This is a genomic window from Flavobacteriales bacterium (genome assembly GCA_016716605.1).
Lineage (GTDB): Bacteria > Bacteroidota > Bacteroidia > Flavobacteriales_F > PHOS-HE28 > PHOS-HE28.
The window spans coordinates 1,055,038-1,073,302 of the sequence record JADJWA010000001.1 but is presented as its reverse complement, the minus strand read 5'-3'; the positions used below and the strand labels follow the sequence as shown (position 1 = coordinate 1,073,302).

Annotated in this window: 11 protein-coding genes; 10 read left to right on the top strand and 1 reads right to left on the bottom strand. The window is 62.3% G+C overall.

Translation table 11 applies throughout. The features are described from left to right. Positions 1-742 precede the first annotated feature (742 nt). Positions 743-2,173 (top strand): T9SS type A sorting domain-containing protein, encoded by a 1,431-nt coding sequence (locus IPM12_04250; protein ID MBK9147018.1) that lies wholly within the window; start codon positions 743-745, stop codon positions 2,171-2,173. Positions 2,174-2,239: 66 nt separating this feature from the next. Here IPM12_04250 and IPM12_04245 read toward each other — a convergent pair whose 3' ends face one another. After that, entirely contained in the window at positions 2,240-2,965 is a 726-nt protein-coding gene (locus IPM12_04245) for a hypothetical protein (GenBank protein ID MBK9147017.1), read from the bottom strand. Between the two features lie 70 nt (positions 2,966-3,035). Between IPM12_04245 and IPM12_04240 the strand changes: the two genes are divergently transcribed. The 9 genes from IPM12_04240 (at position 3,036) to IPM12_04200 (ending at position 18,250) form a co-directional block, all read left to right on the top strand. Next, positions 3,036-3,491, top strand: coding sequence for a DedA family protein (locus IPM12_04240; protein MBK9147016.1), 456 nt, complete (start codon positions 3,036-3,038; stop codon positions 3,489-3,491). Positions 3,492-3,599: 108 nt separating this feature from the next. Further along, the gene (locus IPM12_04235) at positions 3,600-5,234 is read left to right on the top strand and encodes a biotin carboxylase (GenBank protein ID MBK9147015.1); all 1,635 of its coding nucleotides are present in this window, start codon (positions 3,600-3,602) and stop codon (positions 5,232-5,234) included. Between the two features lie 12 nt (positions 5,235-5,246). Further along, positions 5,247-6,239 carry a hypothetical protein gene (locus IPM12_04230; protein MBK9147014.1) on the top strand — a complete coding sequence of 331 codons (993 nt, stop codon included), beginning with the start codon at positions 5,247-5,249 and terminating at the stop codon, positions 6,237-6,239. Between the two features lie 18 nt (positions 6,240-6,257). Then, positions 6,258-7,706 (top strand): aldehyde dehydrogenase family protein, encoded by a 1,449-nt coding sequence (locus IPM12_04225; protein MBK9147013.1) that lies wholly within the window; start codon positions 6,258-6,260, stop codon positions 7,704-7,706. Between the two features lie 108 nt (positions 7,707-7,814). Beyond that, complete coding sequence (locus IPM12_04220; protein ID MBK9147012.1) at positions 7,815-11,279, top strand: beta-propeller fold lactonase family protein; 3,465 nt, start codon at positions 7,815-7,817, stop codon at positions 11,277-11,279. A 94-nt stretch (positions 11,280-11,373) separates the two neighbouring features. After that, positions 11,374-13,434, top strand: a complete 2,061-nt coding sequence (locus IPM12_04215; protein ID MBK9147011.1) for a PKD domain-containing protein — start codon at positions 11,374-11,376, stop codon at positions 13,432-13,434. 186 nt (positions 13,435-13,620) lie between these two features. Further along, on the top strand, positions 13,621-15,687 hold the full coding sequence (locus IPM12_04210; protein ID MBK9147010.1) for a PKD domain-containing protein: 2,067 nt from the start codon (positions 13,621-13,623) through the stop codon (positions 15,685-15,687). Between the two features lie 65 nt (positions 15,688-15,752). Then, a complete protein-coding gene (locus tag IPM12_04205; protein MBK9147009.1) occupies positions 15,753-17,810 on the top strand; it encodes a T9SS type A sorting domain-containing protein in 2,058 nt (685 codons plus the stop codon). Beyond that, on the top strand, positions 17,807-18,250 hold the full coding sequence (locus tag IPM12_04200; GenBank protein MBK9147008.1) for a hypothetical protein: 444 nt from the start codon (positions 17,807-17,809) through the stop codon (positions 18,248-18,250). The genes IPM12_04205 and IPM12_04200 overlap by 4 nt, the downstream gene beginning before the upstream one ends. Positions 18,251-18,265 lie beyond the last annotated feature (15 nt).

The following is an 18,265-nucleotide window of genomic DNA, read 5'->3' as shown; positions in this document are numbered from 1 at the left end:
CAGGCCTCGCTACGGGCGCAAGTTTACGCCGCCCCTCCAGCTTGCTGCCGCGCGCTTCAGGCGTGGTTATCCGGAGGTTACCAACAAGCTGGATCTTGCTTCGCCACGAATGGTCTCGTGCCCGACGGTGCTCCACTGCTTCATGGCGGTTGGCTGGTTCAACGAAAACGTTATCCTTGTAACGTCACTCGTTCAGACCAACACTTCAACACCATGAACTACCTGAAGATCGTGACCTTGAGCCTCGCCGCTCTTGCGGGGGGGGTAGCTACGTAAGCGGCCAATCTTATGAGCCTGATGGGGTGAGGGCTAACCTTACCGATTTAACCGACCAACAGGCTTGGTGGCTACAGGAGGCCATGTTCAACTACATCAACCAGGACGTTGTTCAGAATCATTGTGCGCTCCCGGCTGCGCTCATCGTTGAGAATGACTGGAACTTCCTGCCATACCACCGTGTCTATCTGGAAGGACTTGAGGACTACCTGTATTCTCTAGGGTTCCCCTATCGGGATTGGGTTCCGTTGCCGAAATGGCTGCCGAATACAACACTCCAGTTACCGCTCCGATTCAACGACCCTGAGTGTCGTGCATCGGATCCGGAACTTCCCGGACCGATGCCCGAACCCACTCGGTTGCACCAACGCAAGAACTCCTGCGCACGAGCGACACATCGCGCCTACTTGAAATTCCGACACAGTTGATTTGGCCTGAAAGCCCTGCGAGCAGCTTGCTGTACGCTATGTTCTTCTCAGCATTTGCTTTCAATCCCGATCAGACCAGCGCGCAGGTGACATTTTACCGCTCTTATGATGTTGATGCGCATTACGCGGATGCAGAAGCGGTGCTGGAAATGGATGACGGTGGCTATTTGCTCGTCGGGGTGGAAATCGTTGATGACACCATCACGGTAACACGAAGCAATGGCGTGCTGCTGCGAACCGATGAATTCGGCGAGCAGATCTGGAGAAAGACTTTCATGGGACCTGAAGCCCAAATGCTCGAGTTCAAGCATGGAATCATCACGAGCAACGGCAGCATTGCCGTTGCGGGCATCCATACCGACGATGTTTCTCCGTATGAACAAAATCTCTTCATCGGCCTTATGGACGAAGAGGGCGAACTGCTCTGGAGCGCGAATGTGGAACGCCCCAGCGACCAATTTGGCCATCAGGTCCGCGAGCTGCCCGGCGGCGGCTTCGCCGTGGGAGGCTGGAGCAATATACCCGAAGTGGCACCGAATGCATACGGTGCGTATCTGGTATGCTTCAATGATGCGGGTGACACCTTGTGGTCCCGTACCTACTCAGCGCCCCCGCCCTACGGTAGCTGCGTAGGCTATTGCCTGGAAACGACAAGTGACTCCGGGTTCGTTCTTGGAGGCAGTAAGGCAGCTGGTGTTCAGTCACCGCTTGTTTTCCGTATAGATCAATTCGGCGACACGCTCTGGACCCGTGTGCTGGACACGCTCCAATACGGGGATGTGCAAGACGTGATTATAACAGATGATGGGAACATCCTGCTCACCGGCTACGGCACGGTAACTGGCACCCAACGGCCTTTCCTCACCAAGCTCGATCCCGCTGGTGCCATGCTCTGGCTGCAGACTTATCCGGAAGTGCTGCCTGGCTGGGCATTGGCCATGGCACCGACAACTACCGGCTATGTCCTGGGAGGAATGACGGCTGCCTACGATTTCAGGATCATGTCGGTGGACTACACCGGTGAGCTGATCTGGAGCCATGTGATAGAACCGACTGAAACCTACGGTGATGGCTACGACGTCATACAGACCTCTGATGGTGGTTTCGCCCTTTGTGGTCTCCATGGTTCAGCCGCGGCACAAATGGTCCTCATTAAGACTGATGCGAATGGCCTGATCACCTCACTCGGTACTGACGAAGCCGTCGCGCCATCGCACCCGTTGGAGCTTGCCCCGAACCCGGCAGGCGATCTCGTATCCGTTTCATACACCTTGGCCTATGCCGGCGAGGCCTCCATCCGTCTGCTCGACATGAACGGCCGCTTAATAGCGCAACTTGCGCCTGCCGTCGCTCAGGGAAGTGGCGAGCATCGTGCTGACCTGAATCTGGCCGGAATACCCGCAGGTTGTTACCTCGTTGAGGTGGTAGCCGAGCGCGAGTCGTGGGCGGCGCGGTTGATTAAACAGTAGCAGCACCATGTCTGCCGAGGGGATCATCGGGCCATAGTTGCGCCCAGTCTAATCGCGAGCCTTTATTCAGAATCGCAGCCCCACCCCGAATGTCAGGTTCACCACGCGCGTGCCGCTGCTCAACGTGCTGTAGTCCACGTTGCCGGCCTGATCCACCTCGATGGAGCGGGGGTCCACATACCCGACCCGGCCGCCGTTGAGCCGCTCCAGCCGCAGCTCTACGAAGAAGTTGTGCGTGGGCGCATAGTTGATTCCCGCCGCCCAGCCGATGCTGCCGATGAACTCGCTGGCCAGGCGCTCTTCGCTCACGGGGTCGTCGACCCCGCGCGCCTTGATCTCCGATTGCGTCACGAAATGCCGCATGCCGGTCATGAACTCCGCATATGGGCTCACCTTGCCCTGCAAGGGCTGCAGGCGTAACAGGCCATGGTAGCCATAGATGCTGCTGCGCACCTTCATCTCGCCGGTGGTGAGGCCGAGGTCCTCTACATCAACGGTTACCTCCTGTGAGCGCGCCCCCATGCGCTGCCAGCCGAAATCGAAGCCGTAGCTGAAGGGCAGGCGCCGCATGGGCACGGTGAAGTTGGCGCTTAGCCCGGCCATCTGCCTGCCCCATGCCGCATCGAATTCGCCGATGGGGATGCCGATCTCCAGGCCGCCGGCGATCGTGGCGGGGCGATTATTCCAACGAGATTCAGGCCGTTCGCCCCAGCGCTGCTGGTTGCGCTGCGCGGCCAAGTGTTGCGCCGATCCAAGCAGGACCGCGAGCAGCGTAGGGAGCAATGTTCTCATGTAGAGAGGTGATGGTGTGCTGTCGCCGGGCCAAAGGTTATGCCGAAGGCCCGCGGATACCTTGCGCCGCATGGGCTTCGAGCTTGGTCCGGAATGGGCAACGGCGGGGTTGGCGGGATTGTTCTTGGCCAGCTTCCTAGCGGCAACGGTACTCCCATTCAGCTCCGAGTTGGTGCTGCTGGCCATGCTGGCCGGACCATGGAACAGCATCATTTTGTGGGTCGTGGCAAGCGCGGGCAACACGCTCGGGGGCATGAGCAGCTATGGGCTAGGGCGCTTGGGCGACCTCGATCGCATCGCCCAGTGGCTGCGCGTTGAACCCGCCAAAGCCGTGCTGTGGCAGCAACGAACGGTGCGCTACGGTGCCTGGGCGGCACTGCTCTGCTGGCTGCCGGTGATCGGCGACCCGATCGCCATCGCACTCGGGTTGGGGCGGGCGAGTCCTTTGCCCACGACGATTCTCATGCTCATCGGCAAGGCAGCGCGTTATGCCCTGGTGATCGCGGCGGCCAGGGGATTAGGGTGAGCACCCTTGTCATTCTGCAGCGCATGATCGCACCAAGCTGATAGGTAGATTAGAATTGCCCGGCAACTCCCACCTTTACCCGGACCACGAGCGCAACCAAGCACACGAATGGCAAAGATGAGTTCCAAGGCCAGGCCCGCCTCCAGGGCCGGAGCCGTCACCAAACGATCATTCACAGGTTGGGTCGCAGGCCAGGAAGCAACCAAGCGTACGACCAAAGCCCGTCAAGGCGGAAGCGCGCGCAGAACGAAGCCCGCACCGCCCGCCAACCTCCTCAAGGGCATCAGCGACATCCGCCGCTTCTTCCACCGCAACGAGGTGCCCATCTACTTCATCAGCGCCACCAACTTCAACCTGCTTGGCGCCGATGAATGGATCAAGGGCTTCAAGTTCATCACCTACATCGATTGCTTCGATGGGCTGCATCCCAACCTGATGAGCCCGCGCACCGAGGAGCCTCATGAGGAGTTCCAGAGCATCGAGGACATCAACAACTACCTGCTCACCCACAGCGAGGTGCGCGACTACATCGAGAGCAGGCGGATGAGCAGCAAGAGCGCGGGCAAGGCGCTCTTCCTCATGTTCGATGAGAAGACGGAAGCGCTGGCGAAGAAGGCCGGGCTCGAGGTGATCTTCCCGCCCGCCAAGCTGCGCAGCTGGCTGGACAACAAGGTGAACACCAACCGCGTGGCCGAGAAGGCCGGCGTGCCCTGCGTGCCTTACGTGCTCAGTCCGGTGAAGCACTATGAGCACCTGCTGGCGGTAGCGCAGAAAGGCAAGCTCGGAATCGACCTCGTCGTGCAAACGCCTTACGGCGACAGCGGCCACACCACCTTTTTCATCAAGACCCAGGCGGACTACGATAAGTACGCGAAGGAGATCGAAGCGGAGAAGGAGTGCAAGATCATGAAGCGCATCAACTGTCGCGGCGCGGCCATGGAAGCGTGCGTCACGCGGCACGGCACCATCGTGGCGCCGCTGATGACCGAGCTCGTGGGCTTCAAGGAACTCACGCCCTACAAAGGCGGCTGGTGCGGCAACGAGATCTTCAGCGACACCTTCACGCCGGAGATCCGCGCCAAGGCACGCCGTTACTCGCGCAAATTCGGTGATCAGTTGCTGAAGGAAGGCTACAAGGGCTACTTCGAACTCGACTTCCTCATCGATCAGGACAACGGCGAGATCTATCTCGGTGAATTGAACCCGCGCGTCACCGGTGCGAGCTCCATCACCAACCATGCGGTCTTCGCGCTGAGTGATGCGCCGCTGCATCTCTTCCACACGCTGGAATGGATGGACGTGCCCTACGAACTGAACGTGAACACGCTGAACCGCCGCTGGGCCAAGCCGGAGAACATCGACACCTGGGGCCAGATGGTGATCAAGTACACCACCGACGATGTGCAGCGCGTGACCGAGGCACCGCGCAGCGGCATCTGGCGCATGCGCGAGGATGGCAGCATCTACTTCTGGCGCATGGACACGCACCGCCGCTACGTGGAGAAGGACAACGAGGCCTTCTTCCTTCGCATCACGCGCCCCGGCGATTGGTTCTACGAGGGCGCCGACATGGGCATCCTGGTGATGCGAGGCCGCATGATGACCGACGACTTCCAGCTCACCGAGCGAAGCAAGAAGTGGCTAGCGGCGATCCGGACGCAGTTCAAGAGCGTGGCGCCGGGTGCGCACGGCACCAACGGGCATGAGCACTTGCTGGAGATCGGGGGGTTCAAGATGATGTGAGGCTGAACGCGCATGTACGTCCACCTCAAACTCGTCAAGGAACCCTGGCCCAGCGATCGCTGGCAGACCTTCTTCGATCGCGCGTGGCCGCTGTTCAAGATCTGGTACGAGAGCGAGGGCTTGGAGAAGCGCCCGGACCTGGTGACCTGCCGCAGCGTGTTGGAGCTGCACATGCCGGAGCTGATCCCGGTGTACAACACGCTCTGCCGCCTGGCGAAGAACGACGACGTGGCCAGCCGCTTCCTGAGCATGTGGTGCCCACCGCCGTACATGGCCGGTTGTTCGCAGGTGGCATGGACCAAGGGCGCGCCCACGCTCATCCGCAACTACGACTTCGACCCGCGCTACTTCGATGGGCGACTGCGCTACACCGAATACGTGAAGCCGGTGATCGGAATCCAAGATAGCGCGTGGGGACTGCTCGATGGCATGAACGCGGACGGCCTTGCGCTCTCGCTCGCCTTCGGCGGAAGGAAGGTGTGGGGCGCGGGCTTCGGCATCCCGCTGGTGATCCGCTATGTGCTGGAAACGTGCAGCACCACCGATGAAGCCTGCGAAGCGCTCAAGCGCATACCCGTGCACATGGGCTACAACGTCACCGTTGTGGACAAGAGCGGCAAGTACGCCACCGTGTACATGAACCATGATCGTCCGGCGCAGGTGATCTACCAGGCCGTGGCCTGCAACCACCAGCATCAAGTGGAGTGGGACGAGTACGCCGCGTTCACCCACACCATCGAGCGCAAGCATCATCTGGAGCACAGCATCGCGCAACCCAAACTCACGCGGGCGGCGCTCATCAAGCAATTCCTGAAACCGCCCCTGTACAGCCAACAATACCTGCGCGGCTTCGGCACGCTCTACACCGCCGCTTACGACCTGGATAAGGGCCGTGTGCAGATCATATGGCCAGAGAAGCAGGTGGAAGCGAGCTTCAAGAAGTTCGAGGAGCAGGAGGTCCAGGTGGTGCTGCTGAAGCCGGTGGGCAGGTACTTGGCGAAGTGAAGCCGGTACCTTTGGCGCATGCCAAGCGTTGCCACCGACTCCCTTTACACACCGGCGAACCTGATTAACGGCCATCGTTCTTTCGAGGGCGATGGCACCTTCAACACCGTCGTTGACAAGTACCACGGCACCGCGTTGGCCAAGCTGCCGAATGCCACGGAGGCGCAGATGGAAGAGGCGATCGCCGCTGCGTACGCGAGTCGTGAAGCGCTGAAGAGGATGAGCGCCGGTGAGCGCAGCGCGAAGCTCGAAGCGCTGGCTGCGTTGATCGCGAAGCACGAAGAGGAGATCGCGCAGTTGATGGTGAAAGAGGCGGGCAAGCCCATCGGTGCGGCTCGCATCGAAGTTGCTCGGAGCATCACTACGGTGCGCACGGCCGCTGCTGAGGCATTGCGCTTCTGTGGCGAGGTGACGCCCATGGACTTCGGCGCGGGCGCAGGCAAGACGGCCTTCACCAAGCGCTACCCGATCGGTGTCATCGCCGCGATCACGCCCTTCAACTTCCCGCTGAACCTGGTGCTGCATAAGGTGGCGCCCGCCATGGCCGTGGGTTGTCCGGTGGTGCTCAAGCCTTCGCCGCAAGCTCCTCTGTGCTCGCTCGTGCTGGGCAAGTTCATGGAGGAGATCGGCTGGCCATCAGGCGCATTCTACGTGCTCATGTGCGGCGTGCCGGTAGCGGAGAAACTGGTGAAGGACGAACGCGTGGCCATGCTCAGCTTCACCGGAAGCGACAAGGCGGGTTGGCACCTGAAGAGCATCTGCGGCAAGAAGAAGGTCGCTCTGGAGCTCGGGGGCAACGCATCGGTGATCATCGACCATGGCGTTGACCTCGCCGCCGCAGCTAAGACCGTGGCCATGGGCGCGAACGTGTATGCCGGACAGACCTGCATCAGCACGCAGCGCATCTATGTCGTGAAGAGCGTGTTTGACAAGTTCCGCGAACTGGTGGTGAAGGAATACGCTGCACTGAAGGCTGGCGACCCTGGCGATGCCAGCGTGACGGTGGGCCCCATCATCGACAAGGGGCACTTCGAGCGGATTGGAAGCTGGGTGGATGAAGCGGTGAAGAGCGGCGCACAATTGCTCGCCGGGGGCAAGGCCTTCGATGCTTCGCACAACGTATACGCGCCGACCCTGCTCACGAGCACGAGCAATGCGATGAAGGTGAGCTGCGCGGAGGTCTTCGGGCCAGTGGCGGTGATCGAGGAGGTCGCCGACTTCAGTGCGGCCATTGCTGCCGTGAATGACTCCACCTACGGACTGCAAGCCGGCGTCTTCACCGACTCGGTGGCCCATATGAAGCAGGCGCACGACGAGCTGGAGGTTGGCGGAGTGATCATTGGCAATGTCCCGGGCTTCCGCATCGACAGCATGCCCTATGGCGGCATCAAGGACAGCGGGCTGGGTCGCGAAGGCGTGAAGTACGCGATGGAGGAGATGAGTGAGCCGCGATTGCTGGTGTTCTGAGCCTGCAAGGCAGGCGGCCCGAAGCGTTTGCTTCCGATTCGCAAGTTTACTAGCTTGGCCGATCTTGATGCCGGGGTGTGCCGCCTACACCCACAAAACCAGCTCGCCATGCGCTTCTTCTCCGCCAACCGCAAGTCGATTATCGCTCTGCTCGGACTCGGCCTGGTGGCCGGCTTGAGCGCCTTTGAGGAGGAGACCAAAGAGACCGGCTCCGCCAAGGCCATCGGCAACGGCGTTCCGGCGAACAGCTTCACCAATTTCGAGTCGGCCCACGTGAGCCCGCTGGCGCTCACCCCCGACGGAACGAAGCTGCTCGCGGTGAACACCGGCAACAACACCCTGGAGGTGTATGATGTCACCGCCGCCGGATTGACGCACGCCGCCAGCATCCCGGTAGGCCTTGACCCTGTAACGGTTCGAGCCCGCACCAACAATGAGGCATGGGTGGTGTGCACCGTGAGCGACGAGGTCAGCATCGTGGACCTCACGCTGAAGGCCACCATCCGCAGCGTGACCACCCAGAACGAACCTTCGGATGTGGTCTTCGCAGGCAGCCCGCAGCGCGCTTTCGTGAGCTGTGCCGAACGGGAGAGCGTTCAGGTCTTCGATCCGGCAAACCTGGCGGCGGCCCCGGTTGAGGTGCTCCTCAAGGGGGAGCAGCCGCGCTCGCTTGCGGTCAGCCCCGATGGCAGCACGGTTTACTGCGCATTCTTTGAGAGCGGCAACGCCACCACGGCACTCAATGGGAACAGTTTCTTCAACTTCCAGCATGGCACTTTCGGCAACGGCACACCCAAGCGGGGTGTCTGCTCTCCGCAGGGCGGCTGCACCATGATCCCGAATGATGTGACCAACCCTGCGGGGCCGTACGGCGGCGCAGTGGATGCCGCAGCGGGCATCGTGCCGAACAATGGCACCGGCTTCACGCCTGCACTGAATGCCGCGCTGCCCCCCACGCCGGAGAGCAAGACCATCATCGTGCGGAAAAATGCAGCCGGCCAGTGGATGGATGACAATGGCGGCAACTGGACGAACATGGTTTCCGGCTCTGCGGCCGGCAAAGCCCGCATGACCGGCTGGGACATGCCCGACCGCGACATCGCGATCATCAACGCGAACAGCCCGAGCACTGCCAGCACCACGTACAAGCAGGCGCTCGGCAACATCCTCATGGCCATGGGCGTGCGACCGGGCACCGGCGAGGTGTTCGTGGTGGGCACCGATGCCACCAACGAGAAGCGCTTCGAGCCCAACCTGCGCGGGAATTTCCTCTCGGTGAATGTTTCGCGGTTCCTGGGCGCCGGCTCCGTTACGCGCACCGACCTGAACCCGCACATCAATTACAGCACGCACACCTCGCCGCCCGCTGTGCGCAAGCAGAGCATCGGTGATCCCCGGGCGATCGTCTGGAAGGCAGATGGAACCACGGCCTACATCACGGGCATGGGCAGCAACAACGTGATCATGATCAACGCCACCGGCGCGCGCATCAGCCCTGACCCGATCACCGTGGGCGAAGGCCCCACGGGCATCGTGCTCCACGAGAGCAGCGGCCGCGCCTTCGTGCTCAACAAGTTCGGAGGCAGCGTGAGCACCATCGACCTGGCCACGAACAAGGAGACCGCCCGCGCCTCCTTCTTCGACCCCACCCCGCAGGTGATCAAGACCGGTCGCAAATTCCTGTATGACACGCACGTGGGCAGCGGCCATGGCCATATCAGCTGCGGCAGCTGTCACGTAGATGGCCGCTGGGACCGCCTGGCCTGGGATCTCGGCGATCCCTCAGGTAGCATCGACGTGGTCAGCGGTAAGAGCTTCCATCCGCTGAAAGGAGTGAAGACCACGCAATTCCTCATCGACATCATTGGCCGCGGCCGCGGCAACCTTCACTGGCGCGGCGACAAGGCCAGCTTCGCTGATTTCGCTGGCGCGTTCGAGCATTTGCAGGGCCTGGCCGCGCCGATGGATGTGGTGAGCATGCAGCAGTTCAGCGATTTCCTGGCTGCGACCTGGTACGTGCCGAACCCCTACCGCGTGCTGCGCCCCACCGACAGCAGCGTGGGCCGCATGAACAGCATTGGCGTTCGGGGAGCCGGCACCTCCATGCAATCCATACCGCCGGCGGTGAACCTGTTCGTGGCCGTGAACGCGAACTGCGCGCATTGCCACAACGCGCAGACTGGCCGGGGCGAGCTGGCGGGCAACGGCAACGTGGCGGGCACTGGTGCCGGGTCGCATGTCGATTTCACCCCGAACAAGAACATGGCCTCCGACCTTCGCAGCAGTTACCGGAAGCTGGGGTTCTACTACAACACCACGGAATGCGCTTCGGGCTTCGGCTTGATGAGCGAGGGCGTGATGGAGACCTGGATGAACACGAGCGGGGTCGGCACGAACGGGGCCCAGCATGGCTACTTCGGCGATTATGAACCCGAGATCCTCAGCTGGTCCGGCGGGATCTTCAATTCGAATTGCAGTGCCTGCTTCAGCTTCCCGCTCTCAACGACGCAGGTGAATGATGTGCAAGCCGGCGTGGGCATGCGCCATACCATCAATGGGACTGGCATTGGCACCACCACGCAGATCTCTTTCCTGCGCAACCTCGCGAACGACCGCCCCGCAGAATACGGCATGGTGGTGAAGGGAATCTGGGGAGGCGAGCTGCGCGGCTTCTATTACTTAGGCGGCAATCCGGGCACCTATCAGCCTGATGAGAATGGCGCGCCGCCGGTGACGCACGATGCACTCATCGCTTCGGCTCAAGTCGATGGCAATCCGCTCACTTGGACGCTTGTCCACCCTAGCACCGCCATCCGCCATGGCGTTGACCGCGACTTGGATGGCGTGTACGACTACAACGATGGCGACAGCGAGCTCGCGCTGAACCTGGTGCTCGAGGGCGCCTGGACCGGTACCGCGATGCGCACCAACCTGAAGACATCAGGACTATTGCCCATGAGCGACCCTTATGGCATGGGCGCCACCATGAGCCAGGCACTATTCGACCGCACAGGCAGCAATGCGCCCGTGGATTGGGTAATGGTACAGTTGCGCGAAGGGGCCAATCATGTGAACGTGGTTGACGAGATGGCGGCGGTGGTGCTGGCCAACGGGAAAGTGGTTGCACCGAACGGCGAAGAGCCGCTCTGGTTCGCCGATGCGCCCCGCGGACAATACAAAGTGGCCACTTGGCACCGCAACCACTTGGCCGTGATGACCAACGTGGCGCAGCAATACGGCACCGGGGTCGTAAGCGTGGACCTCTCGAACCCCGCCACCTCCACTTTTGGCACCGATGCCCGCACCTTGGTCGGTGGCATCAGCATGCTCTGGGCAGGCGATGTGAGCGGCGATGGCGTGCTGCGCTACACCAACACGAACAACGACCGTGACCCCATCCTGGTGCGCATCGGCGGATCGGTGCCCACCGCGAGCGCCACGGGCTACTATCCGGAGGACGTGAACCTCGATGGCGTTGTGCGCTATACCGGCGCGAGCAACGACCGCGATCCCATCCTGGTGAACATCGGTGGCGGCGTACCCACCAACACCCGCACGGAACAGTTGCCGTAGCCGCCCAGCAGACTTCCAAGGGCAGCGTCATTCGAGCGTGCCACGCCACCGGATGGGGGCAGGCGGTTGGGCCTACATTCGGCGCCCCCTGAACATGCGTTACACTTTCCTCTTGCCCGTAGTGGCCCTATCGTTCTGTGCCAATGCGCAGGATGATGGATTCCGGTGCCTTGCCAACCACCCGGCCGAGCTCAGCCGTCATCTGGCCGCAGACCCCGATGCCGCCTTGCGTGCCGCAAAAGCGCAGGCCCTGCTTGATGCACGCGCCAGCAGCCTTGCCCGCGGCGGCGGAGACAGCTATGTGATCCCGGTGGTCTTCCACATCATCCACAACAACGGGCCTGAGAACATCAGCGATGCACAGGTCCAGGACGCGGTGCGCGTGCTCAACGAGGACTACAATAAGCTCAACCCCGATTGGGTCACCACGCGCCCGGAATTCCTCGACATCGTGGCCGATGTGGGCATCGAGTTCCGCCTCGCGCAGCGCGATCCGCTAGGGAACTGCACCAACGGCATCACACGCACGCCGAGCACGCTCACCGACGTGGGCGACTTCGACATGACCCAACTGATCCAATGGCCGCGCGACCGCTACATGAACATCTGGGTGTGCCGTTATGCCAACGGAGCGGCTGGCTACACCTACTATCCAATCTGGCTCGATGGATGGCCAGAGGCCGACGGCATCGTGGTGCGCTCCGATTACGTGGGCAGTATCGGCACCTCAAGCCCCTTCCGCTCACGCGTGCTCAGCCATGAAGTGGGCCACTGGCTCAACCTGAAGCATTGCTGGGGCGACAGCAACGAACCCGGCGAGGAAGCCAACTGCTTCATGGACGATGATGTGGACGACACCCCGCTCACCCGCGGTTGGACCAGCTGCGTGCTGAGCGGTGCCAGTTGTGGCAGCACGTTGGACAATGTGCAGAACTACATGGAGTACGCCTATTGCGCGCGCATGTTCAGCAACGGGCAGGCCGACCGGATGATCACCGCGCTCACTTCGCCGATCGCGCAACGTCAGGACCTCTGGCAGCCCGCCAACCTCGCGATCACAGGAGTCGATGAGCCCGGCACGGTTTGCCAAGCGCGCTTCACGGCCAACCGCCGATCGCTGTGCGCCGGAGGCAGCATCACGTTCACAGACCAGAGCTTCAACGGCATCGTGCAGCGCGCTTGGAGCTTCCCCGGCGGCGAGCCCGCGACCAGCAACGATGCATCGCCGAGCGTGACCTATCCGGAGACCGGCGAATACGAAGTGACACTCACCGTCACCGATGGCAATGGGAACAGCCTCACGAATACCGAAACGGCGTACATCAGGGTACTGCCCAGCCCTGGACAGCCAGTGCCCTGGAACGAGGACTTCGAATCCGTGCAGAACCTGCCGAACGACACTTGGGAGGTGGTCGACCCTTCCGGCGATGGCGGCTTTGAGCTGACCGCCGCCGCCGCCTTCTCCGGCACCCGCAGCGCCAGGCTGCCCAACACGATCTTCAGCGCAGGCCGAACCGATGAGCTGGTCTCCAACACCTTCGACCTGAGCGGCGCGCCCGGCGGCATCGTGAGCTTCCGGTACGCCTACGCCAAACGCTACATCGCCGATGACGACGAGCTCTACGTGTATGTGAGCGCCAATTGCGGCGACACCTGGCTGCTGCGCAAGATCATGCGCGGCAATACCAGTCTGCTCACCGGCGGGGTGGTCCCCGGGAACTTCACGCCCACCGATCCGGCCCAATGGCGCTACGCCGAATTCTCCAACATCGGCCCGAACCTCTGCACCAGCAGCTTCCGCCTGCGCTTCGTGTTCGTGAGCAACGGCGGCAACGACCTCTACCTCGATGACATCAACGTGCAGGGCGGCCTTGTCGGTGTCGATGAGGTTTCCAATGGGCAAACCGGGGTGCGCATCCTCATTGATGCTTCTGCCGGAACGGCTCACGCGATGATCGACCTTGATCGTCCGGACAGGCTTCGATTCGATGTCCTGGACCCCTTGGGGCGCGTCGTTTCGCAACTGGGGCCCATGGCGCTGGGCACTGGCAGCCACCGAATCGCCTTGCCTGTTCAGGATCAAGCTGCTGGCGGGTATCTGCTCCTGGTGAGCGGCGGGAATCGCAGCGAGGCGGTGCGTTTCGTGATGCCCTGACTCACTCGTCGGGAGCGCGGTCGCTTTCGGGAAGGTGATTTCGGAATTGGTCGGCTGCCCTTAAGATTCGAAGACCAGGCAAGGCGCGCTTGGGATCCATCGCGCCGCAATGGCATTGCCAAGCTGTGACAGGCGGGTGAAGCTGGGACGGGTATTTTGGCACCCCTAAGCACCTACCCCTCGCGCATGCGTCAACTTTCTCTCTCCCTGATCAGCTTGCTGCTCAGCTTCGGACAAGCCTCGGCGCAATCGACCGTGCATCCCTGTGGCGCCAACGACCTGGACAAGGCGCTCGTTGGGCATCCTGACCCTGAAGGCGAGCGGCTGCGCATCGCGGAAGCAGAGGCCGAGCTGGAGGCCTTCACCGCGCAGTGGGCTGCCGAGAACAGCGGCGCTGAGCGCGTGGTGTACACCATCCCTGTGGTGTTCCACATCATCCACAACAACGGGCCGGAGAACATCAGCGACGAGCAGGTCATCGATGCCGTGCGCATCCTGAACGAGGACTTCAACAAGCTGAATCCCGATTGGCCGAACGTGCGGACCGACTTCCTGCCCCTGGTGGCTGATGTAGGTGTTGAATTCGAACTGGCCAAGCGCGACCCCCAAGGCAATTGCACCAACGGCATCACGCGTACGCTGAGCGCCCTCACCTACGACGGCACGCAGACCATGAAGAACCTTATCCAGTGGCCGCGCAACAAGTACCTGAACATCTGGGTGGCCGCCAGCGCAGATGGTGCAGCCGGCTACACCTACCGCCCGAGCTCGGTGAACAACCAACCCACTTGGGACGGAATCGTGATCCTGCATGATTATACCGGGGCCATCGGCACCGGCAGCGTAGGCCGCAGCCGCGCGCTAACCCATGAGGTGGGGCACTGGATCAACCTGGCGCATACCTGGGGAAACAGCAACACCCCGGCCGTTGACTCGAATTGCAACGGTGACGACAGCGTGAGCGACACGCCGAACACCATCGGCTGGACCTATTGCGCGCTGAGCGGAACCAGCTGCGGCTCGTTGGACAACGTGGAGAACTACATGGAGTACAGCTACTGCTGCAAGATGTTCACGGAGGGCCAGAAGACCCGGATGATCGCGGCGCTCAACAGCAGCACCGCGCAGCGCAACCAATTGCACACGGCGGCGAACCTCGCGGCCACAGGCGTGAACGACTCTCCGACCCTTTGCCAGGCCGCATTCGGGAGCAGCGCCCGGCTGGTGTGCGCCGGAACGCCGATCACCTTCACCGACCTCAGCTTCCATGGCGTCACCAGCTGGCAGTGGAGCTTCCCGGGCGGCACGCCGGCAACAGCTGAAGATGAGCAGGCCGTTGTCTCCTATGCCGAACCCGGCGTATACCCGGTCAGCCTTACGGTCTCAGATGGAACATCGAACCTCACCACGACCTCGAACGCCTATATCACCGTATTGGCCAACCCCGGCGATGCAGCACCGATCGCCGAGGGCTTCGAGTCGCTCACCGCGCTGAACGGCCCGGAGTGGTTCACGGTGAACGGGAACAACGACAACACCTTCCAAGTGACCACGGCGGCCGCGTATACGGGCACCAAATGCGCCCGCGTGCTGAACACCGCAGCCATGGCGGGAAACACGGATGAGCTCCTCTCGCGCACCTTCGACCTCAGCGATGCCGAAGCCGTGTCCATCTCCTTCCGATGGGCCTACGCGCGCCGCAACACCAGCACGGACGATATCCTGAGCCTGCACATCAGCAACGATTGCGGCCAGACCTGGCTCCTGCGGCGGATCATGCGCGGAAGCACGACCCTGCCCACAGCGCCCAACACCACCAGCAGCTTCGTGCCCAACGGCCCTGAGCAGTGGGGGTTCGCCACCGTCACCAACATCAGCGCCACCAGCCACATCGACAACTTCCGTTTCAAGTTCGTGTTCGAGAGTGACGGCGGCAACAACCTGTACATCGACGACATCAACCTTAACGGCATGCCGGTGGGTGTTGATGAATTCGTGATGGGGGGCGGATTGCAGGTCATTCCCAACCCGGCGCACGGGCAAGCGCGCGTCCGCATCGACCTGCCGGGCACCGCCGTGGTGCGCTTGCAGCTCTCCGACGCCACCGGCCGCCAGATCGGGCAGTGGGACCTCGGCACCCGGAGCGGCGAAGTGCTTCAACCGATCGCACTGGAGGCCCTGTCACCCGGTGCATACCTGCTGCGCGCAGAAGTGGACGGCGCCCCAACGACCGTGCGCTTGATCGTCGAATAGCGGGGCGCGCCCAGACGGGCAGCCTTCAACTAGTTTCGCGCGTCCCACATCCAACCCTTCGACCCATGACCCGGCCTTTCACCCTGTTCGCCTGCGGATTGTTCGCCGTTGGCGCCACCGCTCAGGCGCCCGGCTCCTTCTCCTGCCGCACCAATGACCCGGCCGTCTTGGAGAGGTTGCACGGGAACGACCCGGAGCTGATCCAGCGTATCGCGCAGAGCCAAGCGCAGCTAGAGGCCTGGACCGAAGGCTTCAGCGAGGGCGCTCGCAGCACCTATACCATCCCGGTGGTCTTCCACATCATCCATGAGTTCGGAGCGGAGAACATCAGCGACGCGCAGGTCTTCGATGCCATGCGCATCCTGAATGAGGACTTCAACAAGCAGAACCCCGATTGGGACAACGCGGTGAGCCAGTTCCTGCCGCTGGTGGCCAACATCGACATCGAGTTCAAGCTAGCGCGGAAGGACCCGAACGGCAATTGCACCAACGGCATCACCCGCACCGTGAGCGCCCTCACCAACGCGGGCGACCAGAGCATGAAGAACCTGATCCAGTGGCCGCGCAACAAGTACCTGAACGTTTGGGTGGCAGCCAGTGCCGATGGCGCCGCAGGCTACACGCTCACCCCGGGCGGAGCCGCGCTCTTCGCCGCCGCTGATGGGATCGTAATGCAGCACACCTATGTGGGCAGCATCGGAACAGGCAGCGTGAGCCGTTCGCGCGCCCTGACGCACGAGGTTGGCCACTGGATCAACCTGGAGCACCCTTGGGGCGGGAGCAACACTCCCGGCCTGGCCAGCAACTGCGGCACAGACGACGGCGTGAGCGATACGCCCAACACCATCGGCTGGACCACCTGCGTGCTCTCGGGCACCTCTTGCAGCTCGCTCGACAACGTGGAGAACTTCATGGAGTACAGCTATTGCTCCAAGATGTTCACCAATGGCCAGAAAACGCGCATGATCGCGGCGCTCAACAGCACGACGGCGCAGCGCAACCAGCTGGTCACCGCCAGCAACCTCACCGCCACCGGTGTGAACCAGCCCGAAGTGCTCTGCGCTGCGGCCTTCAGCAGCAACACCCGGGTGGTGTGCCCTGGCGGCACGGTTAACTTCACCGATGAGAGCTTCAATGCCGTGACCTCGCGCAACTGGAGCTTCTCGGGCGGTTCGCCAGCCTCCTCAACAGATGCCAATCCCAGCGTGACCTACAACACGCCCGGCACCTATACCGTGACCCTCACCGCCAGCGACGGCAGCAGCTCGCAGACCAGCACGCAGACCGCCTACATCACGGTGCTGAACCAGCCTGGCGACCAGCCCCCGGTGCAGGAGGGATTCGAGGCGCTCAGCGCATTCAATGCCCCGGAGTGGTTCGTGACGAACGTGCATGGCGACAACACCTGGACCGTGACCTCGGCAGCGGCTTACACCGGCTCGAAGAGCGCGCGCATCGTGAATTCCGCCTCCATGGATGGCCGAGTGGACGAGCTGATCTCCCGCACCTATGATATGAGCGGCGCCACCCAGATCACCGTGAGCTACCGCTACGCATTCGCCAAGCGCGCCACGGCGAACGACGATGTGCTGCGCTTCTGGACAAGCAGCAATTGCGGTCAGACCTGGACCCTGCGCAAGATCATCCGCGGCAGCAATACCCTGGCCACCGCGCCCAATACCAGCGCCAGCTTCGTGCCCAGCGGCCCTTCGCAATGGGCCCTGGCCGAGGTCAATACCATCAGCAGCACCAGCCATGTGCCGAACTTCCGCTTCAAGTTCGATTTCGAGAGCGACGGCGGGAACAATATCTACCTCGATGACATCAACATCAACGGCCAGCCTGTGAGCGTGGACGAGCTGGTTGCGGGCTCCGGACTGCAGGTGCTGCCCAATCCGGCTTCGGGCCAGGCCTCAGCGCTCCTCAACGTTCGCTCAGCAAGCACGGTCTCGCTTGATGTGATCGACATGACCGGCCGTATCGTGCGCAGCCTTCCCGCGGTGCCGCGCGCATCAGGCGAACATCGGATCGACCTGCCGATCGCGGGCCTGCAATCCGGTGCTTATTTCCTGCGCGCTCGGCTGGGCAACGAGCTGCGCACCACCCGATTCATCATCCAATGAGGTGGGCTGCTTGCTTGCTCGTTGCGGTGTTGGCCGGCTGCGGCCGTGTGGCTGAAGGAACCAAGGGCGCGCTGAACAAAGGCGGCGAAATCGCCGGCACCGCAGCCACCGAGGTGGTCGAGGGCCTGGCCTCTGGCGTTGAGAAGACCTGGAGCGTGGATGTGAAGCTCAGCGAGCAGCTCGTGGACCAAGGACTCTCCCTCGGCAAGACCTTGATCGAATCGGACAGTGCGGGGAACAACAACGTGCTGGTGGTTTACCTGAAGGCCGCCAAGCCATTCGAGGGCACCGTCACAGGCGTTGCTTTCGACGAGCAGGGTCTCGAGTACGGTCGGTGCGCAACGGCCCTCAATCTGGCTCCCAACACGGCGGATTACTACACGCTCCGGTTCCAAGGCCGCACCGATCTGGAGCGGAAGAGCCGCGTGGTGCTGCAGTGATCCGCAGCCGGCACT

Coding starts and splice junctions, on each gene's coding strand:
- IPM12_04230 (MBK9147014.1), top strand. CDS start 5,247: ATGTACGTCCACCTCAAACTCGTCAAGGAACCCTGGCCCAGCGATCGC.
- IPM12_04240 (MBK9147016.1), top strand. CDS start 3,036: ATGGGCTTCGAGCTTGGTCCGGAATGGGCAACGGCGGGGTTGGCGGGA.
- IPM12_04235 (MBK9147015.1), top strand. CDS start 3,600: ATGGCAAAGATGAGTTCCAAGGCCAGGCCCGCCTCCAGGGCCGGAGCC.
- IPM12_04250 (MBK9147018.1), top strand. CDS start 743: ATGTTCTTCTCAGCATTTGCTTTCAATCCCGATCAGACCAGCGCGCAG.
- IPM12_04215 (MBK9147011.1), top strand. CDS start 11,374: ATGCGTTACACTTTCCTCTTGCCCGTAGTGGCCCTATCGTTCTGTGCC.
- IPM12_04210 (MBK9147010.1), top strand. CDS start 13,621: ATGCGTCAACTTTCTCTCTCCCTGATCAGCTTGCTGCTCAGCTTCGGA.
- IPM12_04225 (MBK9147013.1), top strand. CDS start 6,258: ATGCCAAGCGTTGCCACCGACTCCCTTTACACACCGGCGAACCTGATT.
- IPM12_04200 (MBK9147008.1), top strand. CDS start 17,807: ATGAGGTGGGCTGCTTGCTTGCTCGTTGCGGTGTTGGCCGGCTGCGGC.
- IPM12_04245 (MBK9147017.1), bottom strand. CDS start 2,965: ATGAGAACATTGCTCCCTACGCTGCTCGCGGTCCTGCTTGGATCGGCG.
- IPM12_04220 (MBK9147012.1), top strand. CDS start 7,815: ATGCGCTTCTTCTCCGCCAACCGCAAGTCGATTATCGCTCTGCTCGGA.
- IPM12_04205 (MBK9147009.1), top strand. CDS start 15,753: ATGACCCGGCCTTTCACCCTGTTCGCCTGCGGATTGTTCGCCGTTGGC.